Origin of the sequence: Pseudochrobactrum sp. sp1633, from assembly GCF_030376605.1 — a bacterium.
GTDB lineage: Bacteria > Pseudomonadota > Alphaproteobacteria > Rhizobiales > Rhizobiaceae > Pseudochrobactrum.
Window position 1 is genome coordinate 132,958 of the sequence record NZ_JARRAE010000010.1, and the last position, 21,425, is coordinate 154,382.

Annotated in this window: 25 protein-coding genes and 1 pseudogene; 25 read left to right on the plus strand and 1 reads right to left on the minus strand. The window is 50.0% G+C overall.

Translation table 11 applies throughout. The features are described 5' to 3' along the window. Window positions 1–10: 10 nt before the first annotated feature. On the plus strand, window positions 11–274 hold the full coding sequence (locus P8H26_RS12725; RefSeq protein WP_289633414.1) for a DUF2312 domain-containing protein: 264 nt from the start codon (window positions 11–13) through the stop codon (window positions 272–274). 18 nt (window positions 275–292) lie between these two features. Here P8H26_RS12725 and P8H26_RS12730 read toward each other — a convergent pair whose 3' ends face one another. Continuing rightward, window positions 293–511, minus strand: a complete 219-nt coding sequence (locus P8H26_RS12730; RefSeq protein WP_139316432.1) for a hypothetical protein — start codon at window positions 509–511, stop codon at window positions 293–295. Window positions 512–601: 90 nt separating this feature from the next. On the opposite strand from P8H26_RS12730, the gene P8H26_RS12735 reads away from it, so the two are divergent. The 24 genes and pseudogenes from P8H26_RS12735 to P8H26_RS12845 all read left to right on the plus strand — a co-directional run. Beyond that, window positions 602–1,141 carry a hypothetical protein gene (locus P8H26_RS12735; RefSeq protein WP_213597359.1) on the plus strand — a complete coding sequence of 180 codons (540 nt, stop codon included), beginning with the start codon at window positions 602–604 and terminating at the stop codon, window positions 1,139–1,141. A 193-nt stretch (window positions 1,142–1,334) separates the two neighbouring features. Next, window positions 1,335–1,694, plus strand: coding sequence for a DUF6864 domain-containing function (locus P8H26_RS12740; protein WP_213597361.1), 360 nt, complete (start codon window positions 1,335–1,337; stop codon window positions 1,692–1,694). A 2-nt stretch (window positions 1,695–1,696) separates the two neighbouring features. Continuing rightward, the gene (locus P8H26_RS12745) at window positions 1,697–1,981 is read left to right on the plus strand and encodes a hypothetical protein (protein WP_213597363.1); all 285 of its coding nucleotides are present in this window, start codon (window positions 1,697–1,699) and stop codon (window positions 1,979–1,981) included. 73 nt (window positions 1,982–2,054) lie between these two features. Continuing rightward, window positions 2,055–2,378, plus strand: a complete 324-nt coding sequence (locus tag P8H26_RS12750) for a Gp49 family protein (RefSeq protein ID WP_289633415.1) — start codon at window positions 2,055–2,057, stop codon at window positions 2,376–2,378. Between the two features lie 393 nt (window positions 2,379–2,771). Further along, window positions 2,772–3,098, plus strand: a complete 327-nt coding sequence (locus tag P8H26_RS12755) for a hypothetical protein (RefSeq protein ID WP_289633416.1) — start codon at window positions 2,772–2,774, stop codon at window positions 3,096–3,098. A 250-nt stretch (window positions 3,099–3,348) separates the two neighbouring features. Further along, window positions 3,349–3,843: a terminase small subunit protein gene (locus tag P8H26_RS12760; protein WP_289633417.1), complete on the plus strand. Its 495-nt coding sequence runs from the start codon at window positions 3,349–3,351 to the stop codon at window positions 3,841–3,843. Then, complete coding sequence (locus P8H26_RS12765; RefSeq protein ID WP_289633418.1) at window positions 3,806–5,113, plus strand: PBSX family phage terminase large subunit; 1,308 nt, start codon at window positions 3,806–3,808, stop codon at window positions 5,111–5,113. The genes P8H26_RS12760 and P8H26_RS12765 overlap by 38 nt, the downstream gene beginning before the upstream one ends. Further along, window positions 5,110–5,610 (plus strand): hypothetical protein, encoded by a 501-nt coding sequence (locus P8H26_RS12770; RefSeq protein WP_289633419.1) that lies wholly within the window; start codon window positions 5,110–5,112, stop codon window positions 5,608–5,610. Before P8H26_RS12765 ends, P8H26_RS12770 begins: the two co-directional genes overlap by 4 nt. Further along, complete coding sequence (locus P8H26_RS12775; RefSeq protein ID WP_022710425.1) at window positions 5,600–5,803, plus strand: hypothetical protein; 204 nt, start codon at window positions 5,600–5,602, stop codon at window positions 5,801–5,803. The genes P8H26_RS12770 and P8H26_RS12775 overlap by 11 nt, the downstream gene beginning before the upstream one ends. Before the next feature lies 1 nt (window position 5,804). After that, window positions 5,805–7,520, plus strand: a complete 1,716-nt coding sequence (locus tag P8H26_RS12780; protein ID WP_289633421.1) for a portal protein — start codon at window positions 5,805–5,807, stop codon at window positions 7,518–7,520. Next, window positions 7,517–7,825, plus strand: a complete 309-nt coding sequence (locus P8H26_RS12785; RefSeq protein ID WP_289633422.1) for a hypothetical protein — start codon at window positions 7,517–7,519, stop codon at window positions 7,823–7,825. Before P8H26_RS12780 ends, P8H26_RS12785 begins: the two co-directional genes overlap by 4 nt. Before the next feature lie 15 nt (window positions 7,826–7,840). Next, window positions 7,841–8,695: a hypothetical protein gene (locus tag P8H26_RS12790; RefSeq protein WP_289633424.1), complete on the plus strand. Its 855-nt coding sequence runs from the start codon at window positions 7,841–7,843 to the stop codon at window positions 8,693–8,695. Window positions 8,696–8,727: 32 nt separating this feature from the next. Continuing rightward, entirely contained in the window at window positions 8,728–9,747 is a 1,020-nt protein-coding gene (locus P8H26_RS12795) for a major capsid protein (protein ID WP_289633425.1), read from the plus strand. A 45-nt stretch (window positions 9,748–9,792) separates the two neighbouring features. Beyond that, window positions 9,793–9,993 (plus strand): hypothetical protein, encoded by a 201-nt coding sequence (locus tag P8H26_RS12800; protein WP_289633426.1) that lies wholly within the window; start codon window positions 9,793–9,795, stop codon window positions 9,991–9,993. A gap of 4 nt (window positions 9,994–9,997) precedes the next feature. Beyond that, on the plus strand, window positions 9,998–10,120 hold the full coding sequence (locus P8H26_RS12805; RefSeq protein WP_289633428.1) for a hypothetical protein: 123 nt from the start codon (window positions 9,998–10,000) through the stop codon (window positions 10,118–10,120). Continuing rightward, a complete protein-coding gene (locus P8H26_RS12810) occupies window positions 10,117–10,692 on the plus strand; it encodes a hypothetical protein (protein ID WP_289633429.1) in 576 nt (191 codons plus the stop codon). Before P8H26_RS12805 ends, P8H26_RS12810 begins: the two co-directional genes overlap by 4 nt. After that, window positions 10,692–13,079: a hypothetical protein gene (locus P8H26_RS12815; RefSeq protein ID WP_289633430.1), complete on the plus strand. Its 2,388-nt coding sequence runs from the start codon at window positions 10,692–10,694 to the stop codon at window positions 13,077–13,079. Before P8H26_RS12810 ends, P8H26_RS12815 begins: the two co-directional genes overlap by 1 nt. A 47-nt stretch (window positions 13,080–13,126) precedes the next feature. Next, entirely contained in the window at window positions 13,127–13,600 is a 474-nt protein-coding gene (locus P8H26_RS12820) for a hypothetical protein (RefSeq protein WP_289633431.1), read from the plus strand. Next, the gene (locus tag P8H26_RS12825; RefSeq protein ID WP_289633432.1) at window positions 13,600–16,404 is read left to right on the plus strand and encodes a hypothetical protein; all 2,805 of its coding nucleotides are present in this window, start codon (window positions 13,600–13,602) and stop codon (window positions 16,402–16,404) included. The genes P8H26_RS12820 and P8H26_RS12825 overlap by 1 nt, the downstream gene beginning before the upstream one ends. Then, entirely contained in the window at window positions 16,404–19,526 is a 3,123-nt protein-coding gene (locus tag P8H26_RS12830; protein WP_289633433.1) for a hypothetical protein, read from the plus strand. The genes P8H26_RS12825 and P8H26_RS12830 overlap by 1 nt, the downstream gene beginning before the upstream one ends. 282 nt (window positions 19,527–19,808) lie before the next feature. Next, complete coding sequence (locus P8H26_RS12835; protein WP_289633434.1) at window positions 19,809–20,531, plus strand: hypothetical protein; 723 nt, start codon at window positions 19,809–19,811, stop codon at window positions 20,529–20,531. Window positions 20,532–20,646: 115 nt separating this feature from the next. Then, window positions 20,647–20,763: pseudogene (locus tag P8H26_RS18165) on the plus strand (hypothetical protein); the annotation flags it as partial. Between the two features lie 36 nt (window positions 20,764–20,799). Then, the gene (locus tag P8H26_RS12840) at window positions 20,800–21,039 is read left to right on the plus strand and encodes a hypothetical protein (RefSeq protein ID WP_289633436.1); all 240 of its coding nucleotides are present in this window, start codon (window positions 20,800–20,802) and stop codon (window positions 21,037–21,039) included. 69 nt (window positions 21,040–21,108) lie between these two features. Further along, on the plus strand, window positions 21,109–21,425 hold a 317-nt coding region (locus P8H26_RS12845; protein WP_289633437.1), incomplete at its 3' end, for a hypothetical protein.

Here is a 21,425-nt window from a genome sequence, read left to right on the forward strand (position 1 = left end):
GGATCAGACCATGAGTGACGACATTACAGGCGACAGCGCACAGGCAATAGCTGTTGGGCAGTTACGTGCTTTCATCGAGCGTATTGAACGCCTTGAAGAAGAAAAGACCACGATCAGCGATGACATCAAGGAAGTGTTCGCGGAGCTCAAAGGCTCAGGCTTTGACACCAAGGCTGTTCGCGCAATCATCCGAGCTCGTAAAAAAGAAGCACACGAGCGTCAGGAAGAAGAAGCGATGATCCAGCTTTATATGGACGCATTGGGAATGAGTTAACGCTGCAGACGTGTGCAGTCATTCTCTTTCGTACGGCTCTTCGTAAATCCAGGGCGCTGAGTTTAGAGGTGCATAACTATGTAGCCAATTGAGAGTTTCAGCATATCGTTCAGCCTCGACCTCAATTAATGCACCATACTTGACGCCACCAACAAAAGCCTCCTCACCAGTCAGGCAATCCATAACGATCCAGTCGTCACCTGACAAATGCCACTTCATAAAACGCTGCATACGCACTCGTTTACCCCTCAGATGATGTGGCAACAAGTTTCAATATTAGCAGTAGTTTATAGAGTTACAATAGATATTCAGCGCAGGGAAATACATATGGCGGCACCATCAAAAGAACAGCGAAAAGCAATCTCTCGCGGCGAGGTGGGAACCCTCAAATCCGATATTCGGGTGCATCGCGTTCCAAATCCGTTTTATTCACCGGATCACTCAGGCGAGAGCTGGAACCCACCAAAGATCAAGGCTTATGTGAATATCAAAGAGAGTGCTGTTGGCACTCTCTATTCGCGTGGTCATATCAATGATGCACAATGGGCGGCTGCCGGCCGGTTCCGTCATTATTGGGAGCGGTCGGGTGCTAAAGGCACGGTTGCTATAGATTATGGCCGTGAGCAGGTGGACGGCGGTAAAGGCATTGATCCGCTGCCGGACAGCATGATTGATGCGGTACAGCGGTTGAATGAATGCAAGCCTGTTCTTGGCCGTAAAGCCTTTGACCTGATGATTAAGGTCGTCGGGCAGGGAATGGAGATTACAGACATCGCAATCACACAACGCGAAAAGACCACCTATAGTGATTATATCAAGGACGGTTTAGACGCGCTGGCTGTGCATTGGGGGTATAAAACACAATAGGCTGTTGCCCGCTTAAGCGGAATATACTATATTTTGTATTGTGGTGATTTGCGTTTAACGCGAAATCCGATTTGAGAGGCAGCTTAAAGGCTGCCTTTTTTGATTCAAGAACAGTTTCAACTATTCCTACTGCAATAAGAAGAACTTAAGAAATACCCATTAACCTGCACATTGGTGTAAGGTTGGGGGTGTTATGAGTATTAGTACAATTAATGTTGATGGGATTGTCTATAAAGTTGTCCGCTCAGGGGCGGCGACTCTGCCCGCTAAAACTAAATCATTTTCTTTTGATATAGATGGTTTATCTTATGTCTTTGAGTTCGGTGCTCAAGATTACGATGGCCGGCCAGATGTAGTCCAAGTCGCAAAAACTGAGAAATCATTACATCTTCAGTTAATTAACTTTATGAGTCGTTTTGGTGCGTCGTGGCAATCAACAATTGGTACGCTTAATGAAAAAACATTATCTTTAGCATTAGTCCTACATTCTATTGGTACTGGCGAAAGTATGCAATGGAGCATCTCATATTCATTTCTGGTTAAAGGTGAATGAATATGAGCAGCACCTCAGATATACCGAAAAATGCAGCGGCGGCTAAAGCTCATTATGAGGATAAGCACAAGGAGCGTGGCATGCTGGGGAAATTTTTTGGAGGCAAAGAGCACGCCCCGACTAATATAGCTGGTTTTCTCTTGTTGTTGAGTATAGTCGCAGTAATTTTTCTTCTATGGCTTTCAGCAGCGTACCCTAATGCAAGATTATCGGAGGCAATTGTTAGTTTTTTCACGGTCATCACAACAACAATTGGCTTCATCTTTGGTCGACAAACATCAGAGTGAATAATACTAGTAAACATCAGCCCCGCTCCGGCGGGGTTTTTTATTGTCCAGAATCATCCCCATGAAAGGAAGAATGATGAGTAAAGATGAAGCGGCTATTGAAAATGAAATCCAGAGTAGAGGTTTGAATGCTCCGCGACTGACGCCACAGCATATTGATGACCAGATCATCAGCGCTGATTACCACGTATTCACCGGCACCACAGTTACTGTTTGCTGCCTTACCTTGCGCAATGGTTTTACTGTGATTGGTGAGAGTGCTTGCGCCAGTCCTGAAAACTTCGATGCAGACCTTGGGCGTAAGATTGCTTTCGATAATGCACGAAATAAAATCTGGGCATTTGAGGGCTACAGCTTGCGCGATATATTATCCGGACGGGCACAGAGATTTGTGTAATGCCGGCTTCACCCCGCCGTTCCTCGCGGTTCGATCCCATGAGGCGGAACCATATTTTATGATATTCAGTGGTCGTTTTTGCTATTCAGTTAAATAAACAATTGAAAAAATTGCGTTTAATATAATTAATGCTGTGGTTATATATATTGATTTTGTTGTTATTGAGCTGCTGCGCTGCAATGATCTTTGGCATTCATCTTCTATAGGATGTGGAGTTGAATGATTTGTTTGATTTTCATTATTTGAATGATGCATAATCAACCTTCCAAAGTAATAAAAATTACCCCGTGAATTTATATATTACTAATATAACCTTCTTAAGTAAATATGTATGAAATTCTTGGTGCCCCGCTTAGTGCGGGGTTTTTTATTGTCCAAACTTGGAGAGTGTGAATGCATACTCACAGAAATTTAGCTGACAGTCTAAGCGCTTCTCAGATTGGCTCCATTGGCGAGGCAATGGGTTTTGTAAAAGATAAGCACTCTGAAGCCGATGAGATCAGTTGTTTAATTGAAGATGCTCGCTTTCTTTCTGAGAAAGTTGTTGGGATTATAGCGGCAATTGTTGGTGGTGCTCCCTCCGCCGGTTGCAGCAAAGACCAGAATGTAATGGCATCGGGTGTTCTGAACCAGCTGGCCGACCGGTCACGACATGTGCGTAGTGATATTAAATGCGCAGGGGAAGAGCTTGATCGTTTGGCGCGGGCTTTTGGTGTGTGATTGTAATGTCCTTCCTCGAATTCACCTTTCAATCATTCTGGCACTTTAGCGGTATAGTCATTCTCATGTGGATGGCTCTCGCTGGCATTGCATGGATTGCAGCCGCAGTAAGGGGTAAGTGATGGCAGTTAAATACACACGCAACAATCGTGACATCGAAATCGGATTTTCAGGTTGGCATGCTACGCTGATGATCTGTGTCGTGTTCATCCTCGGTATTGCTTTTGGCTGGAGCCTATAAGGTGAACGCATGAGCATCCCACCAGATCGCGTAAAACAGATTGCTGATAAGGCTGAGGCAAGAGCAGGGCAGCAACCAAGGCGCGGCAGGCCAACAGAATATACAGAAGCCTTAGCCTCATACATTTGCATGGAGTTGGCATCAGGTAGCTCATTGCGATCAATATGCACTGCCGAGGATATGCCAGCTGAAAGCACGGTTAGACTTTGGGTAACAGAAAATCGTAATGGATTTTCTGCGCAATACGCACGTGCGCGCGATGCTCAAATGGATGCGATGGCTGAAGATATCTTGTCGATCGCAGATGAAGAGAACGAAGAAGACACGCAACGTGCCAAACTTCGCATCGATACGCGCAAATGGCTCATGTCAAAGATGGCGCCTAAAAAATACGGCGACAAGGTAATGAATGAGCATTCTGGTCCCGATGGTGGGCCAATTCCTGTGAGACGCTTTGAGGTTGAATTTGTCGAGCAATCTAAAACATCGGATACGGATACCTGAGGTATTCAGGCCGCTCTTTCGTTCTGGCGCTCGTTACTATGGAGCATGGGGTGGTCGCGGCTCAGGTAAATCCCATGCATTCGCAACCCGTCTTGTGCTTGAGTGTGCAAACCAGCAAATCCGTGCTGTGTGTCTTCGTGAAGTGCAGAACTCAATCAAGGATTCCGTTAAGCAGCTGATTGAGGATAAGATTGCTGAATATGGCCTTCTTGATGACTTTGATATCACTGATCAGGAAATACGCGGGCCAAATGACAGTCTGATAATCTTCCGTGGCTTAAAGAGCCATAATGCTGCATCCATCAAATCGCTGGAGGGTTTCAACCGCGCGTGGGTAGAAGAAGCGCAGACGGTATCCCAGAAATCTCTTGATTTGCTCATTCCTACACTTCGCGCTGCCGGTTCTGAATTGTGGTTCTCATGGAACCCTGACCAGCCGACAGATCCGATTGATAAGCTTTTACGCAACTCAGCGAATGACAATGCTGTTGTGGTTCGCGCAAATTACTCAGACAATCCGTTTTTCCCTTCCGCTCTCCGCGAGGATATGGAGCGCGATAAACGTGCTGATCCTGCAAAATATGCTCATGTCTGGCTCGGTGAGTATCAGACGCTTGCCGATATGCAATTCATCTCATGGGATGATGTGAACGCGGCGCAGCAACGACAGTTTCGACGCGGTGCAAAGCCGGTTTTGTTCGGCATCGATGTTGCGCGATTTGGTGATGACCGGTCAGTGCTGGCAATCCGTGAAGGCGATGTTCTCACAGACCTGATGAAATGGGAACGATTGGATACGCAGCAACTATCCGGCTATATCGTTGAAGTTGCCCGCAGCAGAGGCCCACAGGCGATATTCGTTGATGGCGTCGGCGTTGGTGGCGGTGTTGTTGACCGGTTGCGTGTTCTCGGCCTCAATGTGATCGAGGTAAATGGCGGTGCGAAAGCAGGGCAGGACAACCGCTATTACAATAAACGCGCTGAGATGTGGGGGCGTATGCGGGAATGGTTACGTGAGCGTGGCGTTCTACATAGTTCGGATATTGATCTCGCCGCTGAATTAACGGGGCCACAATACAAATTTGATCCTTCCAACCGCATTATGCTGGAAAAGAAGGATGATATGAAGAAGCGAGGGCTACGTTCGCCTGATCTGGCTGACGCATTGTCACTCACATTCGCGGAGCCTGTGGCAGCGCCACATCAAAACGTGGGCTATTATGAGCCTCAGTTCGTAGCCGCTGACGAAAACATACTGGATAACTGGTGAAAATCGAAATCAGAGCCGGAACGCTGCGAGACATTTGTTTCGTGGCGGCAAACCTGCGTGAGCAAGACCGGCGCGAGATATTCGCAACTGCGCTGCTGGAAAGCGGCACACAGGCAGGCGCAACGTCTTATCTCTCATCGCCTAACTGGTGCTGGACTGCTTGGATTGATGAGCAACCGGTCGCTGCCTTTGGTGTATCCATTGGCAATTACATATATCAGCCGCATCTGCGATATGCGTGGGCTTACGGCACGGATAAGTTCAAGCGGGCAACGCCTGCAATCACACGATTTTGCTTAAATGAATGGCCTGAGCGGTTAATCGCTGAGGGCGTAACGCGCGTTGAGATCAGATCAATAGCTGATCATGACCTCGCGCATAAATGGTTATCCAGCATCAGAGCGCGAAAAGAAGCTGACATGCTAAATTATGGCGTGAATGGTGAGGCTTTCGAGCTTTGGGCGTGGTTGAAAGAGGACTGGCAAGATGTGCTTTAAACCTGATACCCCGAAAATCCCTGATGCACCGGCAGTGCCTGACGCGGATGCAGAGGCAGCAAAGTCTCGTCGTGCCAATGAAATGGCCGCTGCAGAGCAACAGCAGGGACGTGCAGCAACAATCATTACCACGCCGCTCGGTGCGCAGGATTACGGTAAGAACCTGAAGCGCACAACAATCGGCGGTATGTAATATGGGTATTGCTGACGACATCATGCGTATGCAGCAGCAAATGGCTGTTGAGCGCTATTATTGGGAAGCCACATGGCGCGATGTTGTCACTCTGTGCATGCCTTATGCCTCCCATAAATACGAATTGAACGGGATGAACATTGCTTCATCGCTGACCGGTACAGCGCAACAACCGCAAGCAGCTCAGCGGAGCAAAGAAATATTCGATGCAACCGCAGCATGGTCTCTTGACCGGTTGAATGCTGGAATGGAAAGCCTGATTGCACCGCGTGCCCAGAAATGGCACGCGTTCTCGCTTGATGATCCGTTTTCACCAGATCCGACTGATCTTGAAGAGGAATGGCTTGACCGGCTGCGGGATTACCATTTCACAGCGCGGTATGATGCGAAGAGCAATTTCGCGCTGGCTAATCAGAAGGCAATTCGCGGGGCGTGCGGACTTGGCACAGGTGTTCTGTATCTGGAAGAGAATATCGGCCGCCGTGGCATTGATACGGTCAAAGTACCGTTTTTCTACCGCTCTATACCGGTGGTTGAAACATATCTGGGCATTGATGCTTACGACGATGTTGATAAGTGTATCCGCGTCTTTGAACTGACAGCGCGGGCTGCTGAGGGCTATTTCTCACAAGAAGGCGACAGCCTGCCGGAAAAGGTGAAATCCGCTCTCACCAACAAACCAGACCAGCCATTCACGTTCATTCATTGTGTTATGCCGCGTGAGGAAGCAGGAGAGCATAAAGACAAGCGTCGTCATCAGCCATATGCCTCATTCTGGTTAGAGGTTGAAAGCCGTCATCTGATCCGGTCGAGCGGCTTCTTCACATTCCCGTATCAGGTGATGTGGTGGGATCAGACGGACGGTTCGCCTTATGGCCAGTCTCCTGTCATGGCTGCGCTCTCTGAAATCAAAATGCTGCAGGTGATGGGCAAGACTGTTGCTCAAGTCTCGCAGCAGATGATTAAACCGCCGATGGCAACTATGCGGGGTATTTATAATCAGCGTCTCAATCTGAATGCTGGGGCAGTTAATGCCGGTATGCTGGATGAACAGGGGCGCTTGCTGGCACAGCCAATTATTCAGGCGCAAAACCCGACATTTGCCGAGCGATTGATCGAAGCCAAACGCCTGTCCGTCCGTGAGAGCATGTACATTAACCTTTTCCAGACAATGGTTGATAACCCTCAGATGACAGCGACCGAGGCATTGCTACGGGCGAATGAGAAGGGTGAATTGCTCGGCCCTGCTGGTGCAAAGATAGAAACCGGCATTGCTGGTGCAATTGATCGTGAGGTTGATATCGTTCAGCGAAAGGGCGCGTTTGAACAAGGCTCACCGCTTGAACCGCCTTCATCTGTTGGTGGCAAGAATGTCGGTGTGAAATTCACCGGCCCTCTGGCTCGTATGCGCCGCATGGCAGAAATGCAGGGCATCGAACGTGTTTTGCAAATGGCAACTGTTGTTGGGGAATACGATCGTTCAACGCTAATGAAAATCGATGGTGACGAAACGCTCGAACTAACCCGTGAAATCAACGGCGCACCACGTAAGATGTTCAAACGTGATGAGGAAGTGGCTGAGCAGCGCCAAGCAATGGCACAGCAGCAGGAAAGCCAAGCAGCTCTTGCCATGATGCAGGGAGCTGCAACCGCCGCCAAGGATGCAACGCCAGCGATGCAGGCGATGGCGCAAGCTAACGGGATGATGCCAGGATGACGTGGCGCAACGTTTCCAAAACCCGCCAAATACTTCCGGCACAAACAGAGCAGCAACTTCATGCCGCTTATCTTGAAGTGTTCGGAAAACAGACTGAGGCGGTTGAAATTGTGCTGGCTGATCTGGCTGCGCAGACCGGTTTTTACATGGTTGAGCCGCCTGATGCCGATCTCTCACTTTATCAAGCCGGTTATAGCGCCGGTCAGCGAGCCGCCTTCGGGCGGCTTTTTCATTTCCTGTCTCTCAGTGATGAACAATTGAGAGCTTTGGAAGAAGCCGCTCGCGCAGAAGCCGAGCACCTCTAAACAAGGATAATCATTATGGCAGACGAGAATGGGCAGGTGGAAACACCTACAACCGCTCCGAACGCAACCGTTGTTACTGATCAAGGGTCAAATGGTAACAGCGTTGACTGGGTGGCTGGCCTTCAACACGAAGATAACCGCACTTTAGTCGAAGCGAAGCAGTGGAAGACGGCAGATGATGCGATCCGTTCGTATCGTGAGCTGGAAACCCACGCAAGCAAGGCCTTGAAAGTGCCAGAGGCAGATGCCTCGGCTGATGATTGGAATGCGTTCTACGGCAAGTTAGGACGACCTGAAACGCCGGATAAGTATGAGCTTAAGCTCAATACTGATGCTGTGCCGGAAGGTTTCCCTTATGACGAAAAGAGCGCGATTGAATTCCGTACATGGGCGCATGAAGCCGGTTTAACGCCTGCGCAAGCCCAGACATTGCATGACAAATTCGTTGGGATGCAAGCCGGAGGATTTACCGCTGCGCGCGATGCCATGGCAAAAGCCGAAGGCGATACCCATCGGGAAATCGTTATGCAGTGGGGCGATCCGGATACTGACGGCTACAAGCAGAACCTCGAATACACGAGCCGAGCTATTGGCCAGTTGGGTCTGAAGGATGAGCTTACCCGCCTTGGGGCTTTGTCGGTCGATGGTGCTGTACTCAGCCCGAAGATCGCCTTTGCGCTCTCCAAAGTTGGCAAGGAAATGTACGGCGAGGACACAACTTTTCTCAATGCCGGTGGCACAATCAGCAATCCATTCTCAGCCGAGCATGAAAACCTGACACAACAGGGGCAGCTCGTTCGTGACGATCCGTCAAAAGCCAGATCACTAATCCGTGCAGCAGGTGGTAACCCTGCTGATTACGGACTGTAAGTGACGGCAGCCATTCAGGAAAGGTTATAGCAATGGCTACTACCCGCATTTCGGACGTTATCGTCCCAGAAGTTTTCTATCCATACATGATCAAGCGCACAAAACAGCGTGGTGCAATCTTCCAGTCCGGTATTCTTCGGAACGATGCCAATATGGCTAAATTCCTGATCGGTGGGGGCAAGACGTCGAACGTGCCTTTTTGGCGTGATCTGACCGATGTTGATAGTGATATTGGTTCTGATGATCCGACACAGCTCAGCGTTCCGGGCAAAATCGAAGCCGGTAAAGATGTGGCAGCTCGTCATGTTCGCACCAAGTCGTGGTCATCTATGCGTCTGTCTGGTGTATTGGCCGGTGATGACCCAATGAAGGCAATTGGTAATCTTGTCTCAGACTGGTGGATCCGCAATCTGAATACGCTGTTGGTTGCCTCGCTCCATGGTGTGTATCTGGACAATGTGGCCAACGATTCCGGTGATATGGTCAACAATATCGGGATCACAACCGGCACACCAACAGACGCAAATCTGATTTCTGCTGAAGCTATCCTTGATACAAAGCAGACAATGGGTGATGCGGCGGAAGATTTGTCGACGCTGATTATGCACTCGGCAATTTACACCCGTTTGCAGAAACAGAACCTCATCGACTTTATCCCTGATGCGCGCGGCGAAGTTCGCTTCCCTACATATCTCGGCTATCGCGTTGTTGTGTCTGATACTGCAAAAATCATCAGCAACGGTACGGGCAACCCAACCAGCTATGTGACATATCTGTTGGGGAATGAAGCAATCTGCTTCAACGAACAGGCGATGAGCACAAGTCCGAATATCGAAATTGACCGCAAGCCTGAACAGGGTAACGGCGTTGGCGGTGATATTCTTTATACGCGCCGTCAGTTTGTACTGCACCCTTACGGCATCAAGTGGACGGATGCCAGTGTGGCGGGAGAGTTCCCGACAACCGCCGAAATGGCAACGGCTGCGAATTGGGGTCGCGTTTATCCAGAGCGCAAGCAGATTCCGATCAGCTTCCTCGTCACCAACGGCTAATCGAACTGGAGGGCAATTGCCCTCCTTTTCTTTTTGGAGATTTCCATGAGCAAAGATATCGAGCCTCATCGTGAAAAGACACTGCACGAATTAAATTTGGAGCAGCGCGAAATCGACCGTTCTATTCGTGAAACGAATATCGAGGCGGCTAATGCAGCAGGCAAAGCCACTCTCGATGTTTTGAATAGACACAGACCAGACGGTAAGCGCATGCAGAAACCCGTCCGTGCACCGGTGACGGAATAGTGCAATGGCGGCATATAGCCCTTCGTTATCATGGTGGTATCTGAAAAAGCAGAAGCAGCGTCGTGACGCACAGCAGGACCAGCCGCCACCGCCTCCTGAACAAGAGCCGGAAGGTGAGGAAGAATGACCCCCACTGATATCTGCAATCAGGCTCTCGACATTCTCAAAGAGGCTGAGATTACCAGTCTTGAGAATGATAATCGGCCAATTGTTCGCTGGATGAAGCGCAACTTTGATACATCACGAGATAGCTTGCTCTCTCGTTATGATTGGAATTTCGCTCTTCAGCGTGTCGCACTGGCTGCCGATACGGTTGCGCCTGCGTTTGGCTGGCAACGTGCTTTTACAGTTCCGCACGACTGCCTGAGAGTGCTGCCGGTAACAGCTTGCGGAAAGTCAGAAGGCACACCGATCCGTCATGAGGTTGAAGGCTCTCGGATTCTCACAGATGCGCAAGGCCCGCTCAAGGTTCGGTATGTTCGACGTACCGAGGATTATGATCGGTATCCAGCCGCATTTGTTGAGGCGCTGGCAGCATACATTGCGATGAAATGCGGCCACTGGGTCACTGGGAAAGTGTCCTATGTGCAAGTAGCCCAAGGCCTCTACCGTGAAGCGATTGATGCAGCATGGCGCATAGATGCAATAGAAGGCACCAGTCCGCGTGCCGCTGATGATGATTGGGTGGCACAGCGCTAATGGCTTATTATTCACATACGGCTACATTTGATAAAGGCTGGACGACCCCACTTCTAGGGTCTCGGTCTGACGTTGATTTCTGGCTATCGTCACTGTCGTACTGTGTGAATTTTAATGTACTGACACATGGCGGGCTTCGTCGCCGGTCTGGTACGGTATTTATTGCAGAAGTAGCAGACAGCAACCAGTTAACGCGATTGCTACCATTCCGTTTTTCAGAAGAACAAGCATATGTCCTTGCGCTAAACGGAAACGGGACGATGCGCTTCCTGTCTGAAAGAGCACAGTTATATTCTGGCGCTTCTCCGTATACCATTTCGCATCCTTATTCCGCATCGAGCCTGCAAAGATTGAGCTACGATCAGTTCAATGATGCTGCATATTTTGCCCACAAAGATGTAAGCCCGAAAAAACTGCTCCGCGCCGGTGATGTGAACTGGTCAATGGAGGATGTCGTTTTCAATGACGGCCCATGCATGGACAAAGAAAACGTCTCTACAACTCTGCGCCCGGGAGGTGATGGTGGCGTTAATATTGTGGGACACAGTTCTAGCACCAATACAGGGACAGGATTCCAACAGTTTGATCTGGCAAGTCCGGAAGCCGTTGATAATTACTGGGTAACAGGGGCAAACTCAGAATTCATGTATGACAGTCCGAATGGCTGGGAATTCCAAGGGTGGGACGGTACTGACTGGGTCGTGTTGCATGTCGTTGAGGGCGAAAGCGGCTGGTCACGCCGTGGACGACATTATTTTGAAACCGACAACAAGCGAGCATTTTCAAAGTATCGTTTCAATTGGATGGGGCCGCAGGGAAATGATTCAACTGAACTGCGTTGGGGTGATATTGGCCTTCATCGGTTGGCAACTGAACAGGTACCAACAACGCTAACTGCATCATCAACAGCCGGTATCAATAACGGTAATGGATTCCAGGCCACAGATGTAGGGCGCACAATTCGGTATGTCGGGCCATCGGCAAGGTGGCAGTGGGCAAAAATTACAGGCTATATTTCAGCAACACAGGTTTTAGTCCAACTGTACGGACATAAGCTGCTCAACACTGCCCCGATTGCATCATGGCGTATGGGATCATTTTCACCGTCCTCCGGCTGGCCAGCCTGTGTCAGGCTGTTCAATGAGCGTTTGATGTGGGCGAGGACAGATAGTCAGCCGGTGACGGTATTCGGCTCCAAGCAAGGTGTCTTTGATGATTATGGATTGAGTGAACCAAATGTAGAAACCGATGGTTTAGCTATTACACTACTCTCATCAAATCAGAATGAAATCCTATGGTTGGCCGACGACGAGGATTTGGTAACAGGCTCAGCAGGTCAAATTCGAACCGTTGGCCCCGCTGATCTGAATAAAACATTCTCGGCGGTGAATATATCTCAGCGCAAAGGCCCTACAAGTGGTGCTGCAGCTCTCAAGCCTCTGTCGATTGGTGGCGTTACAATTTATGCCGGTGTAGGCGCGACGAAGATACGTGAACTCGTTTTGGGTGACCAAAACCGGTATGTTGCACCGGAATTATCTCTGCTTGGGGAGCATCTGTTTAAAAGCGGGATAATCGACTGGGGGTATTGTGAGCGTCCTGACCCGCAAATTTACTGTGCGATGGCAGACGGCTCTCTCGTTTCCGTCACTTATGACAGGGAGCAGAAAGTTGTCGGTTTTGCAAAACATGAAATCTCTGGCGGCGTCGTTGAAAGCTTAGCAATTATTCCGGGGGAGGAAGAGGGCTTTGACGATGTTTATCTCTGCGTCCGCCGGTTAATCAATGGACAGCTAAAGCGCTACATCGAAGTTCTTGAGCGACCGTTTGATGGTGACATTGATACTGTCGAAAACGCATTTCACGTCGATTGCGGGGCCAAGTATAGCGGTACTGAGATCAGTGTAATCACCGGACTTGGACACCTTGAGGGTGAAGCAGTTGTGGCTCTGGCTGATGGCAGCGTGGTCAAAGACTTGCAGGTTGTAGGCGGGAGCGTAACGCTTCCTTTTCCCGCTGCGAAAATTAGCATTGGCCTTAAATTTCAAAGTCGAGCGATCACGCAGCCTGTAGCAGGACCTCAACAAGATGGCACACTATTCGGTCGTAACCGCACTATCATTGCGGCAAGCATAGATGTTTTGAACTCAGGCGCGGCAAAAGTCGGAGCAGCTGGCGGTGAGAATTGGCAGTCGAGTTTACATGAACAGCTGCTGAAAACAGGTGATAGCCTTTTCGGAAGCGCGATTGAACTCCATACGGGCTTTGTGCCTTGCGACTTATCCGGATCATGGATGGAGGGTGGGGGCAAACTTATCTTTGAAACAGATGAGCCGCTGCCTTTGCTCGTCCGATCTTTGGTCTTGCAATTGGAGAGTACCCCTTAATGTGCTTCGACCCACTCTCAATGACGCTCATAGGTGCAGGTGTCTCCATGGCGGGACAGGTAGCCGGAGCCAGCGCGCAATCTGCCTCATATAAATCACAAGCAGCATATGCTGACCGTCAGGCGCAAATGGCAGCGGAGAAGGGGAACTATGATGCGAACCTTCAAAGCCGCTCCAGTGACCGGCAACTCGCATCTATGCGGGGGCAATATCTATCAAGCGGTATCGCGCTTTCCGGCTCCGCGATAGATGTGCTGCAGGACAGCGCAACTGAGGCAAGCCTAGATGAGCAGGCTATTCGCTACGGCGCTCAGGTACAAAGCGACAATTACCGGTTCCAATCAGGTCTCGCTCGGTCAAATGCAAAGAGCGCGATGACTGGCGGGTATATGGGGGCATTAGCGACCGGTGTTAATGCTTTCACAGGAGTAAGCCAGACGAACCAGCAGCGCACAATGATTTCAAATCCTTATACTCAATATCAACGTGCTCGTAGTGGCGCGATCCAAGGTATGTTTTAATGGTTCAAATCCGTCCGATTGAAGCTGGCCGTACCATTGATATTGGCGGCATTCCTGACACACGCGTAGATAACAGCATTGGTCAGGGCTTGGCGCAGGTTGGTAACGCAATCAACAATCATGCAGACATGCAGAACCAGATGGCTTTGCGTCGTCAGCAGATGGAGCAGCAGGTTGATGATTTTGCTACCAATCAAGCTTTTCAGCGCTGGCAGGATGATAATGCATTAGATTTCGCTAAGCAGCAGGAAGGCATGGCCCCTTCAGGTAAAGGGTTCACTGATAATGTGTCGGGCATCTATACCAAGCGGTCAGAAGCATTTTTGAAATCTGTACCGGTCAGCCTCAAACCCAAATTTGCTGAGCTGGTTTCCACTGCACGAAACCAATGGATTGACAAAGGAGCGGCTGCAGAAATCGATCAGCGAAATAACTGGTATCGCACAAGTATTACAGAGCGCCAGCAGACACTGCAAAATCAGGTTTTTAACGATCCGGCCATGTTTGATGCGGCAAAGCAGGATGCCCACCGTACTATCGATGCTTCTGGCTTGTCACCAACTGAAAAAGAAAAGCTTAAAAAACAGGCTGACGAAATGTTTTCGCTGACCATTGGTGAGCGGGAAGTGCGTGAAGCTCAGGCAAATCCTGCTTCAATTACTGGTGCAGCTGATCGGCTTGGGGTGCCTGCAGTAGGTAGCGATGCGATTGGTGTTGTGGTCGGGAAAATCATCGGTGTTGAAAGCGGTGGCAATGCCAAGGCAAAAAATCCGAACTCATCAGCAGCCGGTCTGGGGCAGTTCATTGATAGCACATGGCTCAATATGGTGCGTAAATACCGCCCAGATATTGCCGGCGGAAAATCTAATGCGGAACTCATTGCCCTAAAAACAAACCCGCAACTCTCCCGCGAGATGACAACAGCCTATACACGGGAAAACGCTCAATTTCTTGCAAATCAAGGCATTCAGCAAACCCCAGGGAATATTTACCTTGCCCATTTTCTGGGGCCACGCGGCGCTGCTCAAGTTCTTAAGGCTGATCCGAATGCTTCAATAGAAAGTATTGTTGGGCCAGCGGTTGTTCAGGCGAATGGTTTTCTCCGAGGTAAGTCTGCCGGTGATGTAGCCGCATGGTCAGCAGGCAAGATGGGAGGCAAAGCCTCTTCGGCGGGGCAGACACCTGCTGATCCGCGCTTTGCTAATTTGTCGCTGTCTCAACGTCTATCACTATATGATCAAATGAATGCCGCCGCACAGCGGGGGCAGACAGCTATCGATGCGCAGGCAACCGCCACCTACAATAGCGAGAAAGGTGCTTTGCAGCTTGGTATCCAGACGGGTGAAATTTCCAGCGCCCAGCAAATCTTATCGAGCCGGATGAATGATAGCGATAAAGCTACGCTTCTGTCGGCTTTGCGATCCCGTCAGGGCGATCAGGTTATGACAGCTCAGGCGATGGCTGACTTCCAGAATGGTGTGCTCAGCCTTGATCCGTACTCGTCGGATGGAAAGAAGAAGGTGGATGCAATTGGCGGGGTTATCAATCAGGCTGTTGCGCCGGAGAATAGACAGGCAGCGCTTGAATCATTGGTGGTTCAGTCTGGCACAGTGCCGCAATCAACGATGAACCAACTCCGCGCCGGAGCAGAAAGTCAGGTTCCTGCCGAGGTCGAAACCGCTTTACAAGCAGCCTCACGATTTTCACAGATCAATCCGTCTGCACTTAGTCGCCGTGACGGCGGGAGTGCAGTTCAGAAGAAAGTTGATGACTTTGACTATTATGTAAATACGCTTAATCTGTCGTCGTCTGATGCAGCGCGGCGCATCGCTGAGCAGAATGATCCGAATAAAATTCGTGAGCGTAAAGCATTAGAACCAGCTGCCAAAGAGTTCAGGAAGCAGATCGAGAACACGGATATTGGCGCAATTTTCGATGATAGCTGGTTGCCTTTCAATGACCCGAAATTAGGTTTCAACGAGCAGCAAGCTGCGGGGATTGCGGCTGATTATCTAGCGATTGCAGAAGAGCAGTTTTACGCATCTGGCGGCAATCCGGAACTTGCAAAGAATCGCGCCGATGCTGAAATGAAGCGGTTGTACGGGACAACAGAAATCACTGGCACGAAGTCCGTGATGAAATACCCGCCGGAAAAATTCTGGCCAGCAAAGCCAAATGACGGCGACCCGTATGGATATGTGAAAGATCAGCTTATCAATGATCTGGCGCAGGCATTTCCGAATGATCAATTGCTCAATCCAACAAAGGGGAATGATGGCTATCGCGGGTTAGTTGAAGGGCGCGAAGTTTTTATCCGTAATGAAGGCGGGCTGACGGAATATCGCACAATGACACGCGATAGCATCATGAGCCGTATTGTACTGGTATCAACACCTGAAACCGGCTCAGAAGTGAAATCCAATCAATTGCCCGGCTACGCCGTTCTTTACAAGGATGAGCAGGGAAATTTGCAAACCCTTTATGGCAAACAATGGCGACCAGACTTGTCTGTTGTGTCAGCTGCAGCACGAAAACAACAAGATAAGCGACTTGAAACAGCTGCGCGAAATCAAGTCAGCGGCCTCGAAATGGCTGAGTATATGAACGGCGGTGATATCCCAATGGGTGCAAGTTCTGCATGGGATAATCCGGAGGCACAGCAAGTTTTACCTCAGCCAACAGTTCCTAATATTCCTGTGCCGGCAAGCCAAACGCCGACTGTGAAATCCGGTCTTGATCAGCAGCGCACTCAACTATTCCAAAACGCTAAAGCTAGCGGTTTACTGAATGCAGGTGGGAACTGATGCCTTTTTATGAACCTGCAGTTCGTGTGCAAAATCTGACAAATGTTGCGCCTGCTGATGTACCGCAAGACCCGACCATGGGCGAGACAATGGCAGCAGCCTTTCGTTCGGATAACATGGTCACATCTTATATCACTTCGCGAGGCATGTCAGACCCTTACGAAATTGAACAAGGCTTCAATGCCATCGATTATGTCAAGGATGATCCGGATTTTGCACCATATGTGGAACGCTTCTCAGGCGTGTTTAATCAGAGAGCGGCGGACGCGTTGAAAATCCAAATTCAACGCGAAGTCTCGGATCGCAGAACTCTGGATGCTGCTGGCATCCACGGTACAATTGCTTCACTAGCTGCTGGCGTGTTTGACCTTCCAACGCTTTTACCTATTGGCGGTGGCGTGCTTGGTGCAGCAAAGAGCGCGGCCGGAACTGCGGCAGGGGCAGCAATTGGTGCTGGTATTGACGCCACTGTGTCCGAAGCTGGTTTGCAGCTGACACAGCAGACACGCACTGGCGAAGAAAGCGTCTTTAATATTGGTGGTTCAGTTCTGCTGGGTGGAGCGCTTGGAACGCTGGCAGGCCGGTATCTATCATCCACTGAGCTGTCTGGGCTTAGTCGTAAGATAGAACAGCAGAATAAAGCTTTTGAAGAAGCTGACATGGCAGTGTTTGGTGGCGGCAGCGCGCAATCAGCTGGTGCTGCGGCCGTAAACAAAGGCCCAACTGAAATTAAAGATGAAGCACTGATCAAGAAGTTCTGGGGCGTACGCTCTCAAGACCCTCTTATCCGTTCACAGCTATCAGATTTTGATGAGGCGAGATCGACTGCACGGCAGCTTGCAGAAACCCCGCTGGAATACAAAGCCAATGCTGAAGGCGTTGCGACAGAAATAGGTGGTTCTGTTGAGACCCGCATGAAGATGTGGCAGGCACCGCTGGCGGATACACTGCAACAGATCGATACAACATACGCTAAATATTTTCACAACGCACCAGATCCGACCGGATGGCAGCGCCGTCTTGCTCCTATGCGCTCCGAAATGCAGCGCATAACCGGTGGCGATAAGATGACATTCAAGCAGTTTAAAGAGGAAGTGGGGCGGGCAGCGTTTAGCGGCGATGCGCATGCTGTTCCTGAAATTGCGGAAGCGGCAAAAATCTACCGGCAGATTGATGATACAATGAAGCGAGCCGCCATTGAGGCCCGCTTGCTGCCCGAGGATATTGCCGCTGCAGGCGATGTATCGCACCTGTTTCGCATGTACAACAAAGATAAAATCGCGGCGTACAGAACTGATTTTGCGCGTATCCTGAATGATTATTTTGTGTCGAAACGAGATGCTGCAGCGCGGATCAGTGACGCTGAAAACGTCGCGAGGCAAGCTAATGTAAAGGCTGATGCAGCTGCCAAGAAGGCGGATGAATTCTCACGCCTGTCGGACGATGAGATCACAGATATCGTTGACCAGACTATAGATACAATTCTGGGTAATGCTGATGGTCGCATCCCATATGACAGCATTGTCTCGGGGCCACGTGGGCCATTGAAAGAGCGTCTTCTGCGCATTGAAAGCAAGAAGATACAGGAGTTCCTCAATACCGACATTGAAGAGGTGCTCCACGCTCAGGTGCGCACCATGTCAGCAGATATTGAACTGACCAATAAGTTCGGTTCACCGGATATGGCAGAGCAAATCCGCAAGATCAACGATGAAGCCAATCGTAAGATTGCTGCCATCGACGGTATGCTCGATAAAGAGGGGAAGGCAGCTACTCCCGAAGTGAAAGCCAAGGAACGAGCACGACTTGAGAAAGCACGTAAAAGCGCTGTGCGGGACATTGAGGGCATGCGCGACCGTATCCGTGGTCAGTATGCATTGCCATCAAATCCGGATGGCATTGTGCTTCGCGCCGGTCGCGTAGCACGTAACCTGAATTACTTGCGCTTGCTGGGAGGCATGACCCTTTCAGCCTTTCCGGATATGGCCGGTATCGTTTTTAAACATGGATTGACCTCGACTTTCCGTGATGGGTTTGTGCCGCTTGTTCGGAATATGAATCTTCTAGCCAAGGACAATCTTGTCAGAAAAGCCGGAGCGGAAGTGAAGGCCGCAGGCACAGCCCTTGATATGATCCTTGATAGTCGCGCTATGTCACTCGCTGAAATTGGCGATGACTTTGGCCGTGGCAGCAAGTTTGAACGTGCCGTTAAATCTGCCGGGACGCGATTTGGCGTGGTGTCACTCATGGCTCCGTGGAACGCCGCTATGAAGCAGTTCAGCGGTATGATCGTTATGACCAATATGCTTCATGCAACCGAAGCCATTGCCAGAGGCACTGCCACAGCAAAACAGATCAGGAAACTTGGCGCTGCTGGCATCAGCACCGATCTTGCTGAGCGAATTCATAAACAGTTTAAGAAGTATGGCGAAACACAGGACGGCGTGCTGCTGGCAAAAGCGGGAGATTGGGATGATCGTCTGGCGCGAGAAGCCTTTCGAACGGCCGTAGTGCGAGATGTTGATCGCATCATTGTAACGCCCGGGCAAGATAAGCCGCTCTGGATGAGTACAGAACTCGGCAAGACGATTGGCCAGTTTAAAAGCTTCAATGTGTCTGCCATGCAGAAAATTACCCTCTCAGCTATTCAGCAGCGCGATGCGGATACATTGGCCGGTATTGTTACAGCTCTCTCACTCGGCGCGATGACTTATATGGCCAAGCAGCTGACAGCAGAACGAGAGCTTTCAGACAATCCGATGGTTTGGGCAACCAACGCATTTGACTGGTCTGGTCTGAGCGGCTGGATGATGGATGTAAATAATATTGCTGAGAAGGCCAGCCGTGGGCGGGTAGGGTTGTCCGGTCTCACCGGTGAGCAAATGAGCCGCTATCAGTCGCGTAATGTGATTGGCGCATTCCTCGGCCCGACCCCCGATGCAGTTTCGGACATATTCCAAGTGTCAGGGTCTATCTTCGCAGGTGATACCTCAAAGGCCGATTTGCATAAGATCAGAGGCTTGCTGCCGTTTCAAAATTTGTTTTATGTTCGAGGTCTTCTGAATAAAGTTGAAGATGAAGCAGGCGATGCGATGAAACTGCCAGAGACAAGGAAAAAGTGATTGTTTTTGCTAACCCTTCTCGCCGTCCTCGCATTTTTTCCTATGATCTTTGCAGGGTTGATGACCATTTCAGCTGTCCGCAAAAAGGAATATGACTTCGCCATAAAATCAGGCGCTATCTTTATTGTATGTCTTTTGATTGTCGTCATGGCACCCAAGGGTAAACCGTATATGTCAGATGGTTGCCGATCATACGGACGCTTTGCGTCTGATTGTTAAATTCTTTTCACAATCTGAATATTTTGCCTCGCTCACGCGGGGCTTTTTTATGTGAGGCCTTAAATGGTTGTACCTGTACCAGACCAGCTTGAATTCATCTCAGATGGAAACGGCGTTACCAAAGAGTTTTCATACCCGCGCCGGTTTTTACAAAAGGATGAGATTGTTGTCGTTCTTCGGAGTGATGATGGTGCAGACACGCCGCAATACTTAAATCAGCATTACTCAATCGCTGGCAGCTCGTGGCCAAATGGCGGCGCTGTGTCTTTCTACAATGCGCCCGCTGCCGGTCTAAAAGTCGTCCGCACCCGTATGACGCAGGCCAAGCAGTCCGTTGATTTAGAGAACAAACAGAGGAATGATGCGAAGGCAGTTGAGCTTCAGCTTGATCGCCTGACAATGGCGATACAAGATCGGGACAATCGAATTTCTTTGATTGGCGATGGCCTTGTTAGGGAACGACTAGAGCGCATTGCGGCTGATTTATTAGAGAGGGTGCAGCGCATAGCTGCGGATGCGTTGGAGCGCACTGAACGCATCGCCGGAGATCGGCAGCTCCAATCCCAGATTGACGCGATTGTCCATCAGCTTAGTCAATTTGATGCTTTGGTTGCACGTGCTGAGGCTGCGGCCAGTTCGTCAGAAGCAGCTGCGCAGACAGCTCAAGACCTTGTGGAGGCTGCCGTGTCTGGGTCTATCGGGTTTCAGCCAGGGTTAGCTTATGACTTTGGATGGACTTCTGACACCAGCACATATTTTGACAGGGATTTCGGAGGTATCTCATGACAGGGGAAGAGGACATCGATGCCGGAGAGATAGCTTCAGATTCGGAGAGTTATGATTTTGGGTCTGTAACAACGCCAATGGAATATTTCGAGAATGATTTTGGAGAACTGGAATAATGGCAAAAGCAACTGTTTTACGCTTACGTCGAGGGACAACCGCTGAGCATACCTCGTTTACTGGCGCACAAAGTGAGGTAACCCATAACACCTCAACTGGCAGGCTGCATTTACACGATGGAACAACACAAGGCGGCATTCCATTAGCCAGATTGGATGAATTGCCCGAAGGTGGCGGTAGTGGGACTGTGACCTCTGTTGATCTGTCGGCACCGGATGGTTTCGACGTTTCTAGCGAGCCGGTTACTGGCTCGGGAACTCTGACATTCGCATTTGCAAACGGCTATCAGGCGTTTACGACTGCGGAGTCTGAACGACTTGAGTTGCTTGATCCCAGTAAGGTTATGCAGCTGGAAACGACTATTGATTACGGAACGCTGACAGACGCCTAATTTCGTCAATTCAACTGATCATTTTTCACCGCCCATGAGGCGGTTTTTTATTGCCCGAAAGGAATTCACATGAGCACCGAAGTACGTTGGCGTCGAGGCACCGCCGCACAGCATGAGGCATTCATTGGCGCGATGAGTGAAATTACACACGACACAACGAACAATAACCTCCGTGTGCATGACGGTACGACTGAAGGCGGGCATGCCACACTGATGGCGCGCGAAAAGGGAGCCGCAGGGGGCGTTGCTACGCTGGATGAAAACGGTCTGGTTCCTGAAAGTCAGCTTAGCAACGTTCAGGTTCCGGATAAAAGCGATTATGGCAGTATTACCGCGGTGGAGATGGCAGAAATAAAACAAGATGTGAAATATCTCCGCACTGCCGG

Excerpts from the sequence above, each read along its gene's own strand:
- P8H26_RS12725 (WP_289633414.1), top strand. The coding sequence starts at position 11 with ATGAGTGACGACATTACAGGCGACAGCGCACAGGCAATAGCTGTTGGG.
- P8H26_RS12735 (WP_213597359.1), top strand. The coding sequence starts at position 602 with ATGGCGGCACCATCAAAAGAACAGCGAAAAGCAATCTCTCGCGGCGAG.
- P8H26_RS12740 (WP_213597361.1), top strand. The coding sequence starts at position 1,335 with ATGAGTATTAGTACAATTAATGTTGATGGGATTGTCTATAAAGTTGTC.
- P8H26_RS12745 (WP_213597363.1), top strand. The coding sequence starts at position 1,697 with ATGAGCAGCACCTCAGATATACCGAAAAATGCAGCGGCGGCTAAAGCT.
- P8H26_RS12750 (WP_289633415.1), top strand. The coding sequence starts at position 2,055 with ATGATGAGTAAAGATGAAGCGGCTATTGAAAATGAAATCCAGAGTAGA.
- P8H26_RS12755 (WP_289633416.1), top strand. The coding sequence starts at position 2,772 with ATGCATACTCACAGAAATTTAGCTGACAGTCTAAGCGCTTCTCAGATT.
- P8H26_RS12760 (WP_289633417.1), top strand. The coding sequence starts at position 3,349 with ATGAGCATCCCACCAGATCGCGTAAAACAGATTGCTGATAAGGCTGAG.
- P8H26_RS12775 (WP_022710425.1), top strand. The coding sequence starts at position 5,600 with ATGTGCTTTAAACCTGATACCCCGAAAATCCCTGATGCACCGGCAGTG.
- P8H26_RS12780 (WP_289633421.1), top strand. The coding sequence starts at position 5,805 with ATGGGTATTGCTGACGACATCATGCGTATGCAGCAGCAAATGGCTGTT.
- P8H26_RS12785 (WP_289633422.1), top strand. The coding sequence starts at position 7,517 with ATGACGTGGCGCAACGTTTCCAAAACCCGCCAAATACTTCCGGCACAA.
- P8H26_RS12790 (WP_289633424.1), top strand. The coding sequence starts at position 7,841 with ATGGCAGACGAGAATGGGCAGGTGGAAACACCTACAACCGCTCCGAAC.
- P8H26_RS12795 (WP_289633425.1), top strand. The coding sequence starts at position 8,728 with ATGGCTACTACCCGCATTTCGGACGTTATCGTCCCAGAAGTTTTCTAT.
- P8H26_RS12800 (WP_289633426.1), top strand. The coding sequence starts at position 9,793 with ATGAGCAAAGATATCGAGCCTCATCGTGAAAAGACACTGCACGAATTA.
- P8H26_RS12805 (WP_289633428.1), top strand. The coding sequence starts at position 9,998 with ATGGCGGCATATAGCCCTTCGTTATCATGGTGGTATCTGAAAAAGCAG.
- P8H26_RS12810 (WP_289633429.1), top strand. The coding sequence starts at position 10,117 with ATGACCCCCACTGATATCTGCAATCAGGCTCTCGACATTCTCAAAGAG.
- P8H26_RS12815 (WP_289633430.1), top strand. The coding sequence starts at position 10,692 with ATGGCTTATTATTCACATACGGCTACATTTGATAAAGGCTGGACGACC.
- P8H26_RS12820 (WP_289633431.1), top strand. The coding sequence starts at position 13,127 with ATGGCGGGACAGGTAGCCGGAGCCAGCGCGCAATCTGCCTCATATAAA.
- P8H26_RS12825 (WP_289633432.1), top strand. The coding sequence starts at position 13,600 with ATGGTTCAAATCCGTCCGATTGAAGCTGGCCGTACCATTGATATTGGC.
- P8H26_RS12830 (WP_289633433.1), top strand. The coding sequence starts at position 16,404 with ATGCCTTTTTATGAACCTGCAGTTCGTGTGCAAAATCTGACAAATGTT.
- P8H26_RS12835 (WP_289633434.1), top strand. The coding sequence starts at position 19,809 with ATGGTTGTACCTGTACCAGACCAGCTTGAATTCATCTCAGATGGAAAC.